This window comes from Paenibacillus agaridevorans (assembly GCF_003112455.1).
Lineage (GTDB): Bacteria > Bacillota > Bacilli > Paenibacillales > Paenibacillaceae > Pristimantibacillus > Pristimantibacillus agaridevorans.
On record NZ_BDQX01000163.1, the window covers coordinates 125,997 to 146,484 of the forward strand.

Genomic DNA, 20,488 nt, shown 5'->3' on the forward strand with positions numbered 1-20,488 from the left:
TAACCGATTCAGCGTAACAGTCTAATGGGAAGAGCCTTGATTCTTCCTCAAGGAAGGAATCAAGGCTCTCGAATCAACTATTCGCTTGACACGGACTTCAAAGGTCTCTCCGCTGGGCCTTCCATCACTTCGCCCGTAATCGAGAATCGGGAGCCGTGGCAGGGGCAATCCCATGTGCGTTCGCCGTCGTTCCATTCCACTTCGCAGCCCATATGGGTACAAGTCGTATCGACGATGTACAGCTTGCCCTCCTTGTCCCTGTACGCGCCTGCCCTGCGCCCCTTGACCGTAACGGCCGATCCTTCGTCCGGAGCCAAATCCTCGGGTTTCCGTCTCACCATCTCCAGCTTGCCGCCGATCAGATGTTTTGCGACATCGAGGTTGTCGACGACCAAGTTTTTGACCGTCTTTAACGACAAGGAGCGCGAAGGCGAGAACAATTCCTCGAATTCACTGCTTTTCTCTTGAATGAGATTGCTGATGAGCATCGCGGCTGCCGTACCGCTTGTCATTCCCCACTTCTTGAAACCGGTCGCGACATAGATATTGGGAGTAGAGTCGGTTATCCGGCCGATATACGGCAGCTTGTCTCCGGTGACCAAGTCTTGCGCCGACCAGCGATAGACGATTTCCTTCGCGTCGAAGTGCTGCGAGGCATAACCCTGAAGCGCTTCGTAATGATTGATGGTGCAAATGCCTTGTCCGGTTTTGTGATTCTGCCCGCCGATGATCAGCAGCGGCGTTCCATCCTGGGAAGCCGCGCTCCTAATAGACCGGCTCGGCTCTTCCGCGCTGATGTACATGCCGCCGGGATACGGCTTGTCGGTCCTGATACCAAGCGCGTAAGAGCGCTCCGCATGCATCCGCGCGAAGTAGAAACCAAGTCCGTCGTAAAAGGGGTAATGCGTGCAGACGACGACATGCTTGCAGGTAACGGAATGACCGTCGGCCGTGTCGACTTTGGGCCGCTCCCCTTTCTCAATATCCAAGGCGGTCGTCCCTTCGTAGATCTCGCAGCCGGATTCCGTGGCCAGCTTGACAAGAGCCGCCAAATACCGCACGGGATGGAACTGGGCTTGTCCGTCCATTCGAACCGCGGCTTTCGCGGGAATGTCGAGAAGCGGAATGCCTCCGACATAAGAACCCGGAATACCTAATGACTCGTAAGCCGCAGCTTCGTCCTCAAGCTTCCGAATATAATCATCCGAGTTGGTAAACACATAGGCGTCTTCCGCTTGCAAGCCGCAGTCGATGGCATGCTGACTGATCAGCGATTCCGCGAACTTGCGGGCGCCTTCATTCGCCTTGTAATAGAGCGCCGCTTTTTCTTGGCCTTCCTGCTTGATCAGTTCGTCGTAGATGAGATGATGCTGGGCCGTTAATTTGGCCGTCGTGTGGCCCGTCGTGCCGTGCAGGAGCTTGCCGGCTTCCAGCAGCGCGACCTTCATTCCCGCCTGCGTCAGCAGATAAGCAGTCGTAATGCCGGCGATGCCGCCGCCTACAACGGCGACGTCTACTTCGATGTCATGCTGCAGCTTTGAGAAGGACGGCAGCTCTTCGGTCGCTTGAATCCAAAGAGACTCCGGGTAAGTCGGCAATAGCGGATTATGCTTCATAGAAACGCTCCTTAGAAATGGTCTGTTTCATTCATTCCTTCCCTAATCGGCTGATTCTATTCGGCGCGCTTGCATGATAAGATGGAATTATGTCTACGCCAATTCCATCTACCAAACTTCATATTCCGCCGCTTCGGCCCAATACGGTTCTTCGCGAGCCGTTAATCGATAAGCTTCAACGCGGGTTGAGCCGCAAATTAACCTTGATCTCCGCGCCGGCCGGTTACGGCAAATCAACGTTGGTTAGCGACTGGACGTCCCGATGCGGTCGGCCGGTCGCATGGCTGTCGCTTGAGGATAGCGACAGCGATCTGACGCGTTTCCTGACCTGCGCGATCTCCGCCTTGCGGACGGTTGCAGAGCATTTCGGGGATGGCTTGCTCGCCGTGCTTCAATCGCCCGAGCCGCCGCCTGCGGAGTCGATGCTAGCGGAGCTTCTTAAGGAAGCCTCCGCGCTGGCTCCGTTCGCGCTCGTCTTTGACGATTATCACGCGGCGAAGTCCAATGCCGTCGACGGAGCCGTCTCCTTCCTGCTCCGCCATCTTCCCGCAGGCATCCATCTCGTGATGATTACCCGGGAGGATTCGTCTCTTCCCTTGGCCCGATTGCGGGCGCAAGGCCAGTTGACGGAGCTGCGGGCGGCAGAACTGCGATTTAATGCCGCCGAAGCCCATCGGTTTTTAACCGACTATATGGGACTCGCCCTGTCGTCGGACAGCATCGAGGCGCTGGCATCGCGAACCGAAGGCTGGATTGCCGGCCTGCAGTTGGCCGCGCTTTCCATGCAGGGAACGCCCGAAGAGGATCGGATCGTTCCGCCTATTGCCGGCAGCCATCCGTTTGTGTTGGATTATTTGGTGGAAGAGGTTCTGCAGCGGCAATCTCGATCCGTTCAGGACTTTTTGATCCGCGCTTCCGTCCTTGACCGGTTGTGCGCCCCTCTCTGCGACGCTATTTTGCCCGATCCCGAGATGTCGGGCATGCAACGGCTGCAGGATCTTGAACGTCGCAATCTGTTCCTTATCCCCTTGGATCATGAACGGCGATGGTATCGTTATCATCACTTATTCGCCGAGTCCTTGCGAAGACGGCTGCAGGATAGCCTCGACGGGAGCGCCATCGCGGAATTGCACTTAAGGGCTAGCGAGTGGTACGAGCAGCAGGGACAGGAGCTCGACGCGTTCCGTCATGCCGCGGAAGCCGGCGATATCGAACGGGCCGCGCGACTGCTGGAAGGCAACGGGATGCCTCTGCATCTTCGCGGGGGAGCGGATATCGCGCTGCAATGGCTGGAATCGCTGCATTCCGCGGAACTGGACGCCAGACCCGCGTTGTGGGTTATGTACGCTTCGGCGCTGCTGATCAAGGGCAGGCCGACCGCTATCGAATATAAGCTGCTAGCCGCGGAGAAGGCGCTGGAGGGCATCCGGCAGGATGTCCGCGTTAGAGACCTGATCGGACTGATCGCGGCGACCCGCGCGACCGTCGCCTCGTTAACCATGGCTGCAAAGCCGCATGGCTTCCGTCCGAAATTGCTGGAAGCCGAGGCGTCCATGCAACTGTCGGAGCAGGCCGACAAAACCGATGATCTGATCGGGCTCATCGCCCCCGCAAGCTTGGCCCGGACGGACGAAACCGCGGAGATCGACCGGGTCATCGCCCAGTCCGTCCGAGCGCTTGAATATCTGCGGCAGGACAATTTCCCCGTTCGGACATCGGCCGCTTGGATGCTTGGCGTCGCGCTCCAACGGCGAGGTGATCTTGCCGAAGCTCGCAAAGCCTATAACGAGGTGATATCGTACTGCCATCTGATCGGCCATATACCGATGGCCGTCCTGTCTCTTATCGGACTGGGCCAAATAGGGGAGGCGGAGGGCGAACCCGGCATGGCGGAAGCCTGTTACGCTGAGGCACTCAAGCTGGCAGGCGATCTGCCGCTTCCGGCTCTTCGCGAAGCGCGGGCAGGCCTAGATCGCGTACGGCTGGCCGCAACGGCGGAGGGCATAATCGAGCCGCTCAGCCAGCGGGAACTCGAAGTACTCGCGCTCATCGCCAAGGGATTTTCCAACCGGGACATCGCGTCGCGGCTTTTCCTCGCTCTCGATACGGTCAAGGGGCATAACCGCAGAATCTTCGAGAAACTGCAAGTGCGGCGGCGAACGGAAGCCATCGCTCGCGCCCACGAATTGCATTTGCTCCCTTCGCCAGACAAACCACACTAAAGTGTCTATTGCCCATCGCTCCCCCTTCGCTATAATTCAGCTAATACGAGCGAAGGGGAGATCGACATGGATAGGAAAGTCAAGGTTGCAGGCGCGCTGTTTTTGATTTCGACTGCGGCATACTTAATAGGGAGCGGCATTCTGAATCCGCTTCTGCAGAAGCCCGGAGTTCTGGAGGAATGGCATGACGACCGCGCGCTTGCATTAGCGGGCATGTTCTTGGAGCTGGTCAACGCGTTAGCGGTCTCGGGTATTGCCTTCCTGCTGTACCCGGCCCTGAAGAGACATAACGAGGCATTCGCGATCGGTTACTTCGGCTCCCGCCTATTGGAGTCGGCCATTTTGATCGTGAGTTTGATCGCGCCGATGCTGCTGCTGCCTTTGAGCAAAGAGTATATAACTGCTGCGGAAGCTGCCGGACGTTTTTCCCTCACGACGATAGCGAATACGGCGGTAGACGCCCATTTCATGTTATTCGAACTGGCCATGGTCGTTCTTAGCTTGGGCAGCTTGTTGTTTTGCTCGATTCTATACCGCTCCAAGCTGGTTCCTCGATGGTTGTCCGTTATCGGCTTTATCGGGTATGCGGGATTGTTAACGAGCAGTTGTCTGGCGATCGCCGGCCATGACATCGGTGCCGTTCTGTACATTCCGGGGGCGTTATTCGAGATCGTACTCCCCATCTGGCTGATGGTCAAAGGACTTCATTCTCGTCATTAGGAGGTGGCTGGCATTCGAACGCTGCCCCCTCTCCTTTATGACGCGCAACGCCGCCGATACGGAGAACAGCAATACGAATAATACCATGATTCCTGCCGAGAAACGGTACATGACCGCATAGTCCGTCGCGGTCGCCACGGCGCCGAGCAGCAGCGCCCCGATCGCCACGCCGAAATCGGTGGAATTATAGAACATGCTGTTCGCCTCGCCGTATCGCTCCTTAGTCGAACAACGGAGCATCCAGGCTTGCAGCGTTGGCTGAATGGCGCCAAAGCCGAGACCGTACAGCAGAGCCGAGGCAATGAGCATCGGCAGCCCATGCGAATAAGATAGCAACAGCATGCTCGCCGTCACGAACGAACCTGCGGGAATCAACACAAGCGCCGGCCCCCTCCGGTCGAACAGCTTGCCCGATAAAGGGCGGACAAGTACGATTGTTGCCGCGTTGAAGAGGAAAAACAATCCGACTTGCGTAAGTCCCGCAAATTCTCCGTACAAGACGATAAAGCTGAGCAGACCGCTGTACGTAATCGACAGCAGCACATTGAGGAAGGCGGGAAACCATAAGGAGCGATTGCCCCCGCCAGATCGGGCGACGACACCTGACCCTCCGCCACGATGGCTGTCCGGTTTCGCGGTCCACTTGATGAGCTTGAATGCAAGCAATATCGGCAGCATGAAACAGACGACCGCAGTGCCGGCAGCCGTTAGAGCGCCGAAGCCGTAGCTGTTCATAATATTTATGCCGATCATGGGTCCTATCGACATCGCAAGGCTAGTGGACAGTCCGAAATATCCGATGCCTTCCCCCATTCTTCGAGCCGGAATGATCTGCGAGACGAGCGTTGGCAGAATCGTACTAGCCATGCCGAAGCCGATGCCGTACAAGATTCGGAGAACAAGAAGCGAAGGCACCGATTCCGCGATCGAATAGAAGGCAGTCGTCAGCACGGAGAGCAGCAGCCCTGCCAGAAGCAGCTTGTCCCGCGAAATTTTGCGCATAAGAGCCGCCGTCATAAACCTCGATGCGATAGCGGACAGCGCGAACACGCTGGTGACGAGACTGACCGCCACGTCTCCGCCTTGAAGCTCCCCCTTCACGAATGCGGGGAAAGAGGACAATAACATTTGCAAATTCAAAAACAATAAAAAAGAACAACCCGTAATCGCAAGGAACGACCGGGTCCATAATGGTTCTCGATGTAATTCTGGCTGCATATTTAAACTCCGTTCTTCTGTAGGATGACGATTAACGAATCCGACTATGACTGCAGCTTCGCATCGACGTGATCATGTACCCGTAGAAGGATATTGATCAATAAGCGGTATTCTTCGTCCGTCATGATCGATCGGACTTCCTCCGACAGGCTTTGCTCAATAGAGGCCGTCTCTTTAATGACTTCCCGCCCCTTATCCGTCGCATGCACCACGAATGCTCGACGATCAAGCTCCCCGACTTTTTTCGTAATAAAACCTTTCTCCTCCAGCTGATCCAAAATGCGCGTCGTTGTCGGTTTGTCTTTGTGCGTCAGCTCCGCGATTTCCTTCTGGATCAATCTATCCGATCGTTGTATGGTATACAGCACCGACCATTGCTCGGGCGTCAGCCCGTACGGTCTTAATCGCTGCTGCAGCATTGTGGATAGTTTGCGGTAAGTAATGCCCATCCAGAATCCGACGGATGCCTCAAGCTGGCCTCTTGTTTCTTCCATCTTCGTCCATGCCCCCTAGCCTCGCTTCATCAATTAGTTGCTATGACAACTATATACCAAACAATTAAATAACTCAATATTTTTCAACAAAAAAAGTAGTGGAGTTTAAAGCCTTCTCCACTACTCCCGATATTATTTGCTTGTAAACCATTCATTCATTTCGTCGATAGCCTTCTGACCGCCTTTGGCATTAAACTCGGATACAAACGCATCAAACTCGCTTAAATCACGATTGCCCATAATAAATTTAATGGAGTTTTCGGCCACATAGTTGCTAAGCTCCGTCAGCTTTGTATCGTACGCTTCGATAAAGGGGGCATAGGCCGTTTCTTCTCTGTTTTGCTTATGCTCAAGCAACTGGTTGTAGTAGGGAAGGAAACCTTTGGCTCCCAGACGTGCGTTAAAGCTTGTATCGGTGTCCAGGTTAAAATAAAGGGTGCGCCATGGAATCTCGTTGCTTTGTTCTGGCGTTTGCACCACTTTGCCATCTTCAACCGTGTAATCCTCGTTTTCAATGCCGAAAGTGATCAGCGTATCCGTTTTCTCTTCCAAAAGGAAGTTGTAATAATCCGCTGCGCCTTCTTTATTTTTGGCTTGCTTGGGAATAACAACAAACGAATTGGCAAGCGACTGCTCTGGAACTCCGCTTTGACCATTGGGTCCTACCGGCGGATCAATGTAGCGCACGGAATTCAGGGTGCCGCCTTTACCCGCGATCGCATCGTCGATAATTTTGGCATCCGCCCAATACAATACGCTCATCGCGGCTGTAGCCGTGATCATTTTATCTTTTACATCTTTATTGATGGCAAATTCTTGATCGATCAGCCCTTCTTTAAACCACTTGTTCATCGTCTCCAGGAATGTTTTATATTCCGGCTGGATCCAGCTGAATGCAAGCTTTCCATCCTTTTCGACCGTTGTATTGCCTACGCCATACATGCTGGAAATTGGAGAGAACGCACCCATGAATGATCCTGGATTAGAAGCCGCGGCCGTTAATGGAATGATATTTTTTTGTTCCTTTATCGTTTTCAGGACATTATACATTTCATCTAACGTTGTTGGATCCTTTAATCCCAACTCTTTAAACACGCCATCATGAATAAGAACCCCGTTGCCTACTTTTTGAGCCACACGAACCGGAAGCCCGTATAAAACGCCATCAAGTCTTGCGGCATCAAGCTGTTCTTTGCTGAATACCGAGGAAAGATTGGGAATATACTTTTCCACCAAATCGTCTAACGGCTCGAAGGAGCCTTGCTGAGCCAACTTGAAATAATCCGACTTGCCTGGAATATGCATTAAATCCGGTACGTCGCCCGATGCAAGGATGACGGAAATTTTTTGGGAAGCATTATCTTTCGGCAGCGTTTCATAGTTAATATTATAACCGGACCATTCTTTAAGAAGATTGTACAGCTTATTGCTGTTAATATTGTCCGAGCCTTTAAATTGCTCCAGACCGGCATGATAAGTCCTCATCAATTTTACTTTTTTGTTTGTAACTTCTCCTGATTCCGAAACGCCGCTGCCACCCGTTTCATTATTTCCCGAACCGCAAGCTGCAACAATCAGTGCAACAATCATCAACATGCCGACTAACGACAAACTACGTTTTTTCATCTTCATCCCCCCTGGATATGTTTTCACCCTTTGACTGCTCCTAACATGATGCCCTGAACAAAATATTTTTGAATAAATGGATAAACGCACAGAATAGGAACAACTGCACACAAGATAGAAGCAGCCCGAATGGTCTCCGCCGTAACCTCTTGGAAAGCGTCGATCATCGCCAAATCGTTGACGCCTTCCTCCGAAATGAGCTGCAGGAGCAACATCTGGAGCGGCATCCATCGCCTTTCGGTAATGTACATCATGGCATTAAAGAAGCTGTTCCAGTAACCAACCGCGTAAAACATCGCAATTGTCGCAAGCGCCGGTACCGACAACGGGACAAAGATGGAGCGTAATATTCGGAAATTGCTTGCGCCATCGATTCTAGCCGATTCCTCAAGCGCATCCGGCACGCTCATAAAGAAGTTCCGAATTAAAATCAGATTAAAAGGCGACATAAGCACCGGAATAATTAACGACCAGATGGAGTTTAGCAGCCCCGTATCTCTTACCACCAGGTAAGTTGGAATAATCCCCCCGCTAAAAAACATCGTAATGACAATGATGACCATAAAAAAACGGGTAAAGGGTACATTCTTTCGCGATAATGGATATGCAGCCAAAATCGTAATCGCCATGCTCAGCGCGGTTCCGACTACGGCTAGAAAAACCGAGTTCGTAAAGGAATAAAAAAACTGACGATTTTCCAGCACGTATTGGAAGGAGGATAGCGTGAATCCTTTGGGCCAAAAATATACTTCCTTCGCCAGCACAAAAGCCTCGCTGCTTAACGATTTCGCTGCAATATGGATAAACGGAAGTATCATGGACAAAGAAAGCAGCGAGAGAAAGGCCACATTGAAATATTGAAACCAAATTTCCCCTCTAGATCGTATCAATCTGTCTCCCCCTCTCACTTGTTTTATAAAAGTACGAGTTGAACTTCCTTCTTTAAAAAATGCCTTCCTCTCCCATCCTTCGCGCCATCCAATTCGCCATAATCAGCAATCCGCATCCAATAACGGATTTAAATAAGCCTGCTGCCGTCGTTAGCCCAAATTGCATTTGGCCTAAGCCTACTCGATATACGTAAGTATCTATAATGTCAGCTACCTCGTACACCATAGCATTGTACATGACAAGAATTTGTTCGAAGCCGGCATCGAATACATTGCCAATCCGAAGCAATAACAAAATAACGATTGTCGATCGAATACACGGCAAGGTCACATGCCAGATTTGCCTCAGTCGAGTTGCGCCGTCCACCCTGGCAGCCTGGTACAGCTCATCATTGATGCCCAGTATGGCGGCCAAATAAATGATCGCTCCCCAGCCTGCTTCCTTCCAGTTATCCGAAAACACAAGGATCCAGCGGAACCACTGTCCGTCCGACATAAAGAAAATGGGTTCCAGGCCAAAACTTTGGATGACCTTATTAATGATCCCGCTGCTGGGCGACAGCAAATCAATAACAATCCCGCCGACTACAACCCATGATATAAAGTGAGGGATGTAAGTAAACGTTTGCACAACTCGTTTAAAGCGTTTCAATACAAGTTCGTTTAATAGGAGTGCGATAATAATAGGAGCCGGAAAACCGAATATAAGCTTCATAAAGCTGATGATGATGGTATTGCGCACAACCCTTGGGAATTCATCGAACATAAAGAGCTGACGAAAATGTTCGAAGCCGATCCACGAACTGCCCATGATCCCTTTCATAATATTAAAATCCTTGAAAGCGATAATGACGCCGTACATCGGGACATATTTGTACACAATAATAAAAAGCATGGCCGGCAAGAGCATAAGATATAAATCCCAATACCGAAGCCAAGGTGATCTTTGTTTAAAAGCGTTCATATACCCCTCCCCTATTCATTTGGAATGCTTTAACTATATCCTTTTTTTCAATACATTCGTATCCAGCATATTTGCCTTCTGATGAAACAATTTTTACTTTTTCGCAAGGCGAAACGGTTAAGATGTCCTTTGGCTCCTTGCAAATCAATGCTTGATCTCGCTGGGCTTGACTCCCCAATATTTCATAAAAACCTTTGAAAAGTAGTTCACATGTCGAAATCCGACCTGTGCGGCCGTATCGTAAACAAGCTGTCCGGTTGCCAATAGTTCCTTTGCTTTCTCCATACGAAGCTTCAGCACATATTCCGAGAAGGATTCCCCTATAAGCTTTTTAAATATTCGGCTCAAGTACGAATAATTGACATACAGTCTATCCGCAACCAAATAGAGACTGAGCTCCTCCTCGTGAATATGCTCATGAATAAATTGAACAATTTCCTTCAACATTAATTGTGTTCCCGTCTGCTTGCGTTGCGCAATGGTCGAGCTGATAGAGAAAGACAGCTGCCGGAACCATTCCAACACCTGTTCCTTGGTCAAAAGCGACGGGTATTGCTCAAACCGGGCGTAATCCTTTCCAAGCGCATCCGACATGAACCAGCCATGCGAGTGGACGATTTTCCCCAAAAAGCAGACCATTCGAAAAATCGCTTCTTTCGCTTCCATTGCGGAAGCGCCATTGGCAAATCTGCTTTCGATTATTTTTTCTGATAATGCCATAATCGCCGCTTCGTTGCCCGTCTCAATCGCCATCTCCAGCTCTTTCTCGATATCCTGTACAAACATCAAACTCACATTGAAGCTGGACGGATCACGGAATTGGACAATCGTTTCATTACCTAGTACGATCCGTTCCTGCAGTGCTTGCTTGCTCTGCTTATAAGCATGCGGGAGCATAAGCGTGTCGTCTGTAACAGGACCCAGCCCTACGCTGGCTGTCAGCTTTAAACAATCCTTAACTGTCGCTAATAACGTTTGAATATGCTGATGCACTTGCGATTGCCAAGACCCTGACTCCTCCTGCGTATGCGACCCGAATAATATAACTACCGTCATCCCGTCATCATCCTGCAAAATAATTGGATCCAGCTCCATAAAAACCTCTCTGGCGATGGTTAGCAAAGAAAATTGTACTAATGGGCGATCTTGCTCGTGAAAACGTGTATTGCCGGCCTGAATCGGATCCATGTCAAATACAAGCGGCCACAGCGGCCCTTGCTTGATCGAAATATTGAGATCACGACATCTCTTCTCCAGCTCCCACAGAGCATATTGTCCATTCAACCAATTCTTATACATCGATTCTCGCAATTGCGGCAGCTGCTCCTGCCATCTCTGCTCAAGCAAAGTGAGTTGATGCCTTTCCCAAAGCTCTGTTTCATGAAGCTTCTTTAACTCCAAAACCGCCTCCAGCAGCAGTTCGTTCGCTACAGGTTTCACCAAATATTTATAAACCTTATAATCAATACTTTCTCTTGCATATTCGAAATCATCGTAGCCGGTTAAAATAATGATCTTGATATGCGGATACCGTTGATGGAGCTCCCGAGCAAGCTCCAACCCATTCATATCGGGCATCCGGATATCGGTTAGCACAAGATCCAAATGCTCTTTTTGCAAGATTTCCATGGCTGCCCGTCCGTTGCCGACTGCGTCAACGACTTCAATCCCGTGCTCATCCCAAGCGATCCCCTTCTCCATACGTTCGCGTACAAAATGCTCATCCTCCACAATTAACATTCTCATGCTGGTTCATCCCTTTCTATCGGCAAAGTTACAGTGACTCGGGTTCCGCCCATCGCATTATGATCGATTGTCATTTCCGCCTGATTTCCATAATACATCTTCATTCGTGATACAACGTTTTTTAACCCAAAGTATTTGCTGAATTCTTTTTCTTGTATATACCGATAAGAATGGGCATTTATTTTCTGGAGCTCCTGCTTGATTTCCGTCAACTCGTTCTCTGCAATTCCACAGCCCGTATCTTCGATCGTTATTCGCAAAAATCCATCTATCAATCTGGCACGTATATAGAGATCACCGCCATAGGAGCTTTTGCAAATGCCATGTACAATCGCGTTTTCCACGATAGGCTGCAATAAAAGCTTGAGAACCGGAATAGGCTTCGTGTCCTCGGCGATATCCATTTCTACCGTAAACTGATCCGTTCGAATTTGTTGAACTCTGATGTAATACATAAGATGCTGAATCGTCTCCTCTAACGTAAAGGTTTCCTTTCCCTTGCCCAGGCTGAATCTGAAAAATTGGGCCAGATTTAATACCATTTCGCCGATTTCCTTGATCTGGTGCTTATCCGCGACAGAATAAATAGAATCCAACGTGTTATACAGAAAGTGCGGATTAATTTGAGATTGCAGCAAGCTGAATTCGGAGCGCGCCAGCTTAAGCTCTTTCTCGTAGTCATCCTCGATAAGCTTGCGCTGAGACTCGGCCATTCGATTAAAAGCATCCATTAACAGGCCGAACTCATCCTTGCGTCCATGCTTGATATTGGCAAGCAGATGCCCGCCGCTAAATAGTTTAATGGCGCCGAATAGTTTTCGCATCGGCTTGGAAATTTCACTGTACACGAGCCATGCCAAACATAACGCCAGCAATATGCTGATCATAATGATCAAATAGGTCATCAGCTCTAAATAATAAGGCTGCTTAAAAAGCTCGGATTGCGGCTGTTCCATCTGGATGGACCAGATCCCGTTGCTTTCTTCAATACTGAACATGTTATTGCTCGACTGAACCGTGGAATTGCTCGTCAGCACAAGCTGATCCAGATACAGAAGACTGGTTTTAATATGCTCGGAGGTTTGCAAATGCTGAACAACCGTATTCAAAGCATGTTTATCGATCACAATCACTAGCACATTATCTTGTGAATTACTGTTAAACACGTCTAAAAGCCTTGCATAATAAATATAACCTTCCTCCAAATAACGGGATTCATTTAGTTGAGCGGCATCCGGCATATAAACCGATAACCCTCCATTGGCTTCTAGTGCGTCTTGAAACCATTGTTCCTCGCCAATCTCCTTCCACTTTACCCCGCCTTGCAATGTCGAAATCCCGCTTCCGCTTTGTCCATGAACAATAAACGCCTCTCTTACGGCTGGATTTACGCTAATTAATGCGGAAAGCTGCTGTTGGATCATGCGCATATCATAGAGATACTGCAGATTTAACGGATCGTCTGCTTCCATCCAAACATTTACGATTTCCGGATTCGAGCTAATTAAAAGCGATTGCTGCTCGATATTTTTCGTAAGCTGGTCCACATATTCTAAAGCTGTAAGCAGCGCCCCTCTCGTACGCTCTGTAATTTGGTCATACATCATTCGCTGCGAGTAAACATTTGCAATGACGCTAACGACCACGAGAGGCAGCAAAATGACCAGAAAACTGACCGTTAACTTAAATTGAATAGAATGCCATACATTCGATAGCTTCATGCCGCTCCCCCCTGTAAGTGCGTGTTCAAAATCTCTATAAGGCCGAAAAAGACGGAGAAGCACATATTCGCGCTCCTCCATCTTTCCTATACCTTTATTTCATTATGGCAATTCAAGGTGAAACGGCTGTCGCCATCCTTAGGCGGCGCGGCGCGTTTCATTCCGAGAATTATAGGTCAGTATGGAGAAAACTCATACTATCCTATAATTTAAATAATGCCCTTGCATTTTCACTCAAAATTTTACGTTTTGTCTCTAACGGGAATTGCTTTAGAATTTTAGTCGGATCGTCAAAATCCCAATGCGGATAATCGCTGGAGAACAATAACATGTTTTCTGCATCGAACATTTCAAACATCATTTTTAAATGTTTGGGATTATCAGGCTCCTCAATCGGTTGAGTCGTCATAAAGCAATGGTCGCGAACATATTCGCTGGGCAGCCTTTTCAGCCATGGCGTTGACGCGCGAAGCGCTTTGAAATTTTTGTCCAGCCTCCATAACAACGGCGGCAGCCAAGTGACGCCTCCTTCACTGAGCACGACCTTGAAGTCGGGATACTTCTCAAACACGCCCTCACATACGAAGCTGACCAAATGGGCCATGTACGTCTGCGGCAAACAACTATGCCACTCCAAATAATTCGATACGTAGCCGACTGCTGTAGGAGGATTAAAAATTCCTGAACCTTCTGCGCCAGGGTGAATAACCAACGGCATGTCATTTCGCTGACAGGCTTCATAGATGGGATGAAAAAAGCGTTGCCCGTATGGCATCCTTGATCCCCCAATAATCGATACGCCGACGATATCAGGATGCGGGGCTATTCGATCAATCTCCCTGGCCGCTTGAATCGGATCTTGTGTAGCTATACATAACAAACCTTTAAATGTTGGGCTTTTCGGCAGCCATTCCGCAATTAAGTAATCATTGTACGCTCGGCACATCGCCGCTGCATAATCGGCATCCGCAAAAGAAGAAACGGCGATCATGGAATCAGAGCATAAAATAGCGTACTCGACGTTAAACGGCTCAATCAACTGCTTAATCATATAGTCAGGATCTGCCCCGACAGGCAATCCGCTTGGAGGATTTGCGTCCTTCCTCTTATTTCCGATCGGCGATGCATAGGGCAAGCCGCCGCCTAACGGCAAGCCGCCTCCACGGAGAAGCGCCTGGCTTTTCCATGTATCATCCAGATAAGGAAACAAGTCATGATTCGACCTAAAGCCATTATGCACATCACAATCGATAACCGGCAACTTTTCTTCTTGATTCATTATGTCTCCTCCTCTACTTGCCGACAGTGATAAACAACTGGCCATCCTGTATTTGCATCGGATAGCTGCGTACGCGAACCTTATCGCTGAATAAGGACTTCCCTGTTTTTAGATCAAATTCCCAGCCATGCCAAGGACAACGTACAATCTCCTGATCGCGACCATAAATAAATTGATAAACCTCTGACTCCATATTTGTCCCGCACACCGGACCTTTACAAATTTCGGCTCCCTGATGAGGACAATAGTTATGAATGGCAAAATATTCGCCGTTCACATTGTAAACACCGATTGAACGCCCTTCAATTTCGACCACGATATTCGTTCCGACCGGGATTTCTCCCTCTAATGCGACAGGATAAAGAGCCATTTAAAATCCCCCCGAACCAATCAATTAAGAAAACGTTTTCTAAATAATCCGAAATCAGATGTGATATAATCACATCACATGAATCTAGATGAGGTGATCGCTTTTGCTTCAACTTTTTCTCGTATGCGTGGACGATATGAGGAGCAACTGGCAAATCGAAGAAGCACGTACCCCCTATAATATTTTCATTCTCGTCACGAAAGAAAAATTAACCTATACGATTGAGGGCGTTGACGTCCAGCTCGAAAAGGGCGATATTTTATACATTCCGCGCAACAAATTACGCGGAGGCCGCAATCATCCCGATGGACCGCATCAGAAATATTCGGCGCATTTTCATATCCTGCAACCGGATGCGTTTCCTTTTCTTCAGGTTGAGCACTTTTGTAAAATTCGCACTCGACAGTTAGACTACATGACGCAGCGATTTGTCGTCCTGCTGCAGCAGTGGCTGGGACATCTCCCCCAATATCAGATCATCAGCCAAGGCATTTTGTCCGAATTGCTGGGACATATGGGGAGAGAAGCCGAGATGACGGTTTACTCCCCCGCAAAAATAAAGCTTGTCAAAACCATACAAACCTATCTCATCCAGCATTATCGGGAAACGGTCAGCATTCCGCGAATTGCCGAGCTTTCGGGCCGATCGCCCAATTACATCAGCCAAACCTATAAAGAAATAACAGGCTTGTCACCAATCGCTTATATTCATCATCTTCGCATACAAACGGCGATGGACTTATTGATCAACAACCATATGACCATCGGCGAGATTTCGGACTATCTTGGCTATAGCGATCAATCCCACTTCAATCGTATGTTCAAAAAGTTAATGGGAGGGCCTCCATCCAGCGTTAAACGATAAGTAAGTAAGCGCTTTAAAGAGACTGCAAACTATCAAACTTATACTGTTATCTTACAAAGTTTCGCTAACTCATCTTCACCCAGAGCTTCCTTAAATACCGCCAAGCCTCCAATAGCTCCGGTATAAAAGTTGCCCATTTCGTTGGAACGATGCACCGCAGCTACTGTAAAGTCTGCGCCATCATCTCCGCCATCAAATAGTCCCGAATCATACAAATAGGGGTTAAAATCTTCACGTTCATCCAGAACCCCGTCCAAATATACCTTGGCATATTGTCCGTCATACGTAAAGGCCACGCAATGCCATTCTTCTTTTACAATAGGTGTAGAGCCGATCGCCGAGGTCATGCAATACGGATAACCCGGCGTAGGACCTCCCACCGCCGAAACATGGCCGCAAACCTGGTCGGCACTGTCCCAAATATTTAAATTAACGAACATGCAGTATTGACGTTTCTTTTCCGTCTCATTCCACATCCCCGCTATGGCCTCGCAGCCCCGATTGGGAATATTCTCGCGCTTTAGCCATGCCAATACGGTAACCTTGGCATCTTTGCCATGAAAATTCAGTTCAGGACAGGCATGTCTTGGCAGGTTCCACCATTGTCCAAGCTTAACTTGAGCAGCTGCGCCGAATGGTCCATCCTCCACTCGCTCAATCGGTCCAGCCATTTCGGTTAACGGATAAGGAAACGGTCCCTTTGCTACCGCCTCTTGTCCGGGCTGTTCGGCAAAATCCCAAAACGAAATTAATTGCGGATGGTTCACAATGATACGGTATACATCGTTCATTTCAAAACTCCTTCCAATTATTCGAAGAGTTGTACGAGATACGATCTACACCGAGTATAGCAAGCATCCCCTGTCAAACTCTATATACAAAACATGACTCATTTGAACAATTCTATGATGGATTTGTTATCGGCGTTGATCGACAAGGAAAAGTAGCAGTCCCGGGCAAAAACGAACGCTGGTCGGAGGGGTAAGTTCATTTAGACGAAGTCGCCCCAATTCATTCGGCACTGGGTGGGAGGCAAAAGAAAGACCTTGGGAATCACCGCTCCCAAGATCAAAATGGTATAATTTTAATACAATGGATTTTTAGTTAGTTCGATTGTATACCTGTATTGATGAAAATTATATTGTGTGCACAAAGTTAAGGTGTTAGAGTGCCTGTCTTGACTCTGACTTTTTCATTAGCTTGATTAGTGTAATCAACTAGCACATTAGTTGTCTGATGACCACAGAAGTAACCGACTGATTGCGTACTAAGATCTGTTTCCTTCGTACCAATTCTGACATTCTCCCAATAAACATAATTTGTACTTGTTCCCAATGTTGAACCGGAAGTTAGGTTTTGTTTTCCTTTTTCTTGAGCAATTGAAGTAACTCGCTTTAAAGTTACGCCTGACCCATTCGAATTAAAATTTCTTAAAATAGCAAGATCTACATTAGCTAGTATTGTGTAGGTTTGAAGTGTGTTTGTCTCTTTTCTTGTGCCAGTGACCTCTAGTACGATTTTATTATTAGATGGAATGTAGAACTTCATGTTTATCCAACCTGCTGTAAAGTTCCCAAACGTTGGATTGTTAGTAGGGCTGGCACCTGCGAGAGTCATGCCCCACGACTCTTGCCAATAATATGGTCCACTTTCATAATTGTAAGTCACACCTGCATCGACATGAGCATTATCTTTATCAATAGCTCCCATGTAAACATAAGCTTTGTCAGCAGAGGTAGATGCGGAAGAAGGAATCGTTATTCCTTGGTTCTTCCCTGGCAATTGAATAAAAGCGTGCATTCTGGAGTAACCCTTTGCTGTAGTTCCCCTTCTGAAAGGACCTGTGGCGTCATTTGTGCAAGGCGCTTCAGCGTTTTTCCATCCGGTGCTTGCTAAAGCTGCATTTGAACCTGATATAAGTTGACCATTATTGCTTTCTTTCAATTCTTGCGATGCTACAATCGGGTTTATTAATTTTCCATCTTGTCCAATTAATTTTTGATTAGCATTTTTAAATTCTTCAAGGGAACCTAACTTATTTGAAAGGATAGTTCCATCATTTTCAATGATAATAACATTCTCTCTTCCAGAAGGGTCAATAAGCTCAAGAGAATCACTTATTTTTTTTCTTGTCGCTAAATCAGTGATACGCGAATCAATAAGAGAATCAACATTCTCAAATTTCTTTGAGTTTTGTTCCATATGGCGTAAGATGTTCGATTGGGCAATTTCTTCTTTAGAAAGAGGTTCCGCTGAAAGAGCTGAAAAGCTAGATGTACACAATAATGTAAAAGATAGACAAATGCTAGACAGTATTTTATACTTCTTCATAAGAAAACTCCTTTAAGAAAGTGATGGTGGAAACATGAAAAAGGTGAGTGTTTTACTTATTCTAATAACGATAATTCTAGCAGGATGTACAACTAGTGATGATAGGGAAGCAGAGCTGGAAGTGCTAATTGAAACCTACACTGACTCTTTGTTAAGTGAAGATGTAGAAACCCAAAAGAAAATCGTTCAAGAAAGTGTCATGGATGTCGAATCTGCATTAAAAGGTATTGATTTTATCTCAGTTGAAACAACTAGCAAAAGCATTAATGGAAATGAAGCAGTGGTCGATCTAAGGACTGATCTAGTAGAACATCAAGACAATGAGGATTTAAGACTTATTGGCCTCATAACTCTTAAAATCATATATGGTGATTCTGGATGGATGATTACCGATATTGAAACCGCAGTAGATCCATCAACACCAAGGCCGCCTCAAACATAGAACAAAGATTACGAAAAAATCACCTCACTTGGAATATTTTCCCTTTCTACGAACAATTAATATTGTATAACTTTAACAGTGATATGTCTACTGTTTTTTCAATTAATAAATATTTTTCCATTTTAAAACATCCTCTCAGAATTAGGACCAGCACGCAAAGCCGCTAAGGATGGCAAGATTGATGGGACAAGGAATCCCTTGTCTCATCTGCATCGGCGAATGCCGAGAGGCTATGCGATATTGAGGAGGAATTTTAAGAAAAACTATCTCGCTTGAAGAAAGATTTTATCAGTTATTGCAAGTAACAACAGATTTTCACATCAATACAAAGACATTGAAAATGCTGTTGACTCCTATTTACGAGATCCTTATCAAGAAAGTTACTATAGTAGTAGTTCAGGTCAGTCGTATATTTTAGAAATTGAAGCTATATTTAAACGCTAATTGGGATACCAAAAAGGCGCAGCCTCCTCCATAACAAGAGGAACTGCGCCTTTGACCGCGTTGCTGCCTATATTCTCTCGATTCGAAGCGCGATATACGGCTTCCCGGGCATATCCACCCGGCAAGTTCCGGACATCGGTTGTTCGATCGGCGTAATCTCCATATTCCATGTATCGATAATTTCCGCCCGGAAGGTTTCGCCCTCCGGCAAGTCGACGATTCGATAAAGCGGCTGGTGAATGCCGTAATAATGCAAATAATAATGCCCGGGCAAGCCGAACGCAGGCACATCCCGAACCTCGGGAATCGGCCTGCACGCTGTCGGCGCCGCCTCAATCAGCTCACGCAAGAATGCGATGCGCTTGGCGCTCTCTCCGTACAAGCGCCCTCCCTTTGCCCACCATATCTCATCCTGCGGATGCACGAAGGTTTCCCCATGGGTTACATAAGCGCCGCGGGTTACCCCGTCCCAGAATCTCCGCGTCATCTCTTCTCCGGAGATATTGCCCCAGCGTTGCGGAATATTGCCCTCGTAGCAAATCTCATCGATGACAATCGGCTTCTTGTATTGGTCTCGCCATATCGACGCCATCGTCGCGTCCCAATGCTGGATGCTGCAGTGCGTCACCCACGGCTTGGCATGATCGTACATCTTGACGCTGGCATAATCATACATCTTTGTCCCGTTATGAATAGAACGGAGATGGACATACGGATCATGGTCCTGTACATAACGGAGCAAGCGATCCCAGTCCGGCATGGCCTTTTCTGCCATGAAGTCGTATTCGTTGGCCAGCGACCACCATACATGGCGGAACGCGCCCAGCCTGGCGATGACGTAACGCAGATAAAACTCTTCCGTTCGGGCATCCAGCCGGTCGAAGCCCCAACGCCCTTTGTCATACGGATGGAACAAGATCAGATCGGCCTCGATCCCGAGCTTCCGCAATCCCATTAATCGCGCTTCCAGATTCGCAAAAAAAGCTGGGTTAAAGCGCGTGAAATCAAAACCGGAAGCTGCCGAACCTTCGAACGGAAAATGTTCAGGCTCATCAAAGTTGAAGCTATAGTTTTTCGGGAACACGCACATCCTAATTTTATTAAAAGGTGATTCTTCCAGCGTTCTCAACGTCTGCTCCTGCAAAGCTTCATCCTGATGAATCCAGGCGTAACAAGTCGTGCCAAACGGGTAATATGGCGTTCCGTCTTCATAAGCAAATTGGTTATCGTTGCGAATACGAACAGGACCATGGTTATTCGCTTCGGGCTCTACACATGTAAATGTCCCGGCGACGCCATCCAGCTCCGCCTGGTTGCTCTGCGTCTCATACGTCCATTCTCCCGTCGCATCCGGCATAAACCGCACGCGATACGAACTTCCGCCATCATAAAAACCGTCAACCTTGACACACCGCTGATTAAACCGGAACACCGCTTGCACTTGGACGTCCAGATAAGGGTTGCCAACCTCTAATCCGGTCAGCTCCAATTCGAATAGATCCCATCTTTGAACGCGCGTATCTTTTACTTGACTGCTCAC

Annotated in this window: 17 protein-coding genes; 4 read left to right on the forward strand and 13 right to left on the reverse strand. The window is 48.0% G+C overall.

The window, feature by feature from the left end:
• Nucleotides 1-77: 77 nt before the first annotated feature.
• Nucleotides 78-1,616 carry an FAD-dependent oxidoreductase gene (locus PAT3040_RS14615; RefSeq protein ID WP_108993311.1) on the reverse strand — a complete coding sequence of 513 codons (1,539 nt, stop codon included), beginning with the start codon at nucleotides 1,614-1,616 and terminating at the stop codon, nucleotides 78-80.
• 89 nt (nucleotides 1,617-1,705) lie between these two features.
• On the opposite strand from PAT3040_RS14615, the gene PAT3040_RS14620 reads away from it, so the two are divergent.
• Both PAT3040_RS14620 and PAT3040_RS14625 read left to right on the forward strand, forming a co-directional pair.
• Nucleotides 1,706-3,838 carry a winged helix-turn-helix domain-containing protein gene (locus PAT3040_RS14620; RefSeq protein WP_108993312.1) on the forward strand — a complete coding sequence of 711 codons (2,133 nt, stop codon included), beginning with the start codon at nucleotides 1,706-1,708 and terminating at the stop codon, nucleotides 3,836-3,838.
• Between the two features lie 66 nt (nucleotides 3,839-3,904).
• Nucleotides 3,905-4,558: a DUF4386 domain-containing protein gene (locus PAT3040_RS14625; protein ID WP_108993313.1), complete on the forward strand. Its 654-nt coding sequence runs from the start codon at nucleotides 3,905-3,907 to the stop codon at nucleotides 4,556-4,558.
• On the opposite strand, the gene PAT3040_RS14630 is transcribed toward PAT3040_RS14625, so the two are convergent.
• The 9 genes from PAT3040_RS14630 to PAT3040_RS14670 form a co-directional block, all read right to left on the reverse strand.
• Complete coding sequence (locus PAT3040_RS14630; protein WP_108993314.1) at nucleotides 4,499-5,776, reverse strand: MFS transporter; 1,278 nt, start codon at nucleotides 5,774-5,776, stop codon at nucleotides 4,499-4,501. The two genes, PAT3040_RS14625 and PAT3040_RS14630, sit on opposite strands and share 60 nt — an antisense overlap.
• Before the next feature lie 44 nt (nucleotides 5,777-5,820).
• Complete coding sequence (locus tag PAT3040_RS14635) at nucleotides 5,821-6,270, reverse strand: MarR family winged helix-turn-helix transcriptional regulator (RefSeq protein WP_108993315.1); 450 nt, start codon at nucleotides 6,268-6,270, stop codon at nucleotides 5,821-5,823.
• 132 nt (nucleotides 6,271-6,402) lie between these two features.
• Nucleotides 6,403-7,896, reverse strand: a complete 1,494-nt coding sequence (locus tag PAT3040_RS14640; protein ID WP_181376621.1) for an extracellular solute-binding protein — start codon at nucleotides 7,894-7,896, stop codon at nucleotides 6,403-6,405.
• Between the two features lie 23 nt (nucleotides 7,897-7,919).
• Entirely contained in the window at nucleotides 7,920-8,786 is an 867-nt protein-coding gene (locus tag PAT3040_RS14645; RefSeq protein ID WP_087568044.1) for a carbohydrate ABC transporter permease, read from the reverse strand.
• Nucleotides 8,787-8,838: 52 nt separating this feature from the next.
• Complete coding sequence (locus PAT3040_RS14650; RefSeq protein ID WP_087568043.1) at nucleotides 8,839-9,750, reverse strand: ABC transporter permease; 912 nt, start codon at nucleotides 9,748-9,750, stop codon at nucleotides 8,839-8,841.
• Nucleotides 9,751-9,894: 144 nt separating this feature from the next.
• A complete protein-coding gene (locus tag PAT3040_RS14655) occupies nucleotides 9,895-11,496 on the reverse strand; it encodes a response regulator transcription factor (protein ID WP_108993317.1) in 1,602 nt (533 codons plus the stop codon).
• On the reverse strand, nucleotides 11,493-13,217 hold the full coding sequence (locus PAT3040_RS14660; RefSeq protein ID WP_181376622.1) for a sensor histidine kinase: 1,725 nt from the start codon (nucleotides 13,215-13,217) through the stop codon (nucleotides 11,493-11,495). The genes PAT3040_RS14655 and PAT3040_RS14660 overlap by 4 nt, the downstream gene beginning before the upstream one ends.
• A 202-nt stretch (nucleotides 13,218-13,419) precedes the next feature.
• Entirely contained in the window at nucleotides 13,420-14,496 is a 1,077-nt protein-coding gene (locus tag PAT3040_RS14665; protein ID WP_108993319.1) for an amidohydrolase family protein, read from the reverse strand.
• 13 nt (nucleotides 14,497-14,509) lie between these two features.
• Nucleotides 14,510-14,866: a Rieske (2Fe-2S) protein gene (locus tag PAT3040_RS14670; protein WP_108993320.1), complete on the reverse strand. Its 357-nt coding sequence runs from the start codon at nucleotides 14,864-14,866 to the stop codon at nucleotides 14,510-14,512.
• Between the two features lie 103 nt (nucleotides 14,867-14,969).
• On the opposite strand from PAT3040_RS14670, the gene PAT3040_RS14675 reads away from it, so the two are divergent.
• Complete coding sequence (locus PAT3040_RS14675; protein ID WP_108993321.1) at nucleotides 14,970-15,731, forward strand: AraC family transcriptional regulator; 762 nt, start codon at nucleotides 14,970-14,972, stop codon at nucleotides 15,729-15,731.
• Nucleotides 15,732-15,769: 38 nt separating this feature from the next.
• Here the strand turns inward: PAT3040_RS14675 and PAT3040_RS14680 are convergent, their stop codons facing one another.
• On the reverse strand, nucleotides 15,770-16,522 hold the full coding sequence (locus PAT3040_RS14680; protein WP_108993322.1) for a LamG-like jellyroll fold domain-containing protein: 753 nt from the start codon (nucleotides 16,520-16,522) through the stop codon (nucleotides 15,770-15,772).
• Nucleotides 16,523-16,886: 364 nt separating this feature from the next.
• On the reverse strand, nucleotides 16,887-18,062 hold the full coding sequence (locus PAT3040_RS14685; protein ID WP_108993323.1) for a hypothetical protein: 1,176 nt from the start codon (nucleotides 18,060-18,062) through the stop codon (nucleotides 16,887-16,889).
• A gap of 34 nt (nucleotides 18,063-18,096) precedes the next feature.
• Between PAT3040_RS14685 and PAT3040_RS14690 the strand changes: the two genes are divergently transcribed.
• Nucleotides 18,097-18,504 (forward strand): hypothetical protein, encoded by a 408-nt coding sequence (locus tag PAT3040_RS14690; RefSeq protein WP_108993324.1) that lies wholly within the window; start codon nucleotides 18,097-18,099, stop codon nucleotides 18,502-18,504.
• A gap of 511 nt (nucleotides 18,505-19,015) precedes the next feature.
• Here PAT3040_RS14690 and PAT3040_RS14695 read toward each other — a convergent pair.
• Nucleotides 19,016-20,488, reverse strand: coding sequence for a DUF5605 domain-containing protein (locus PAT3040_RS14695; RefSeq protein ID WP_108993325.1), 1,473 nt, complete (start codon nucleotides 20,486-20,488; stop codon nucleotides 19,016-19,018).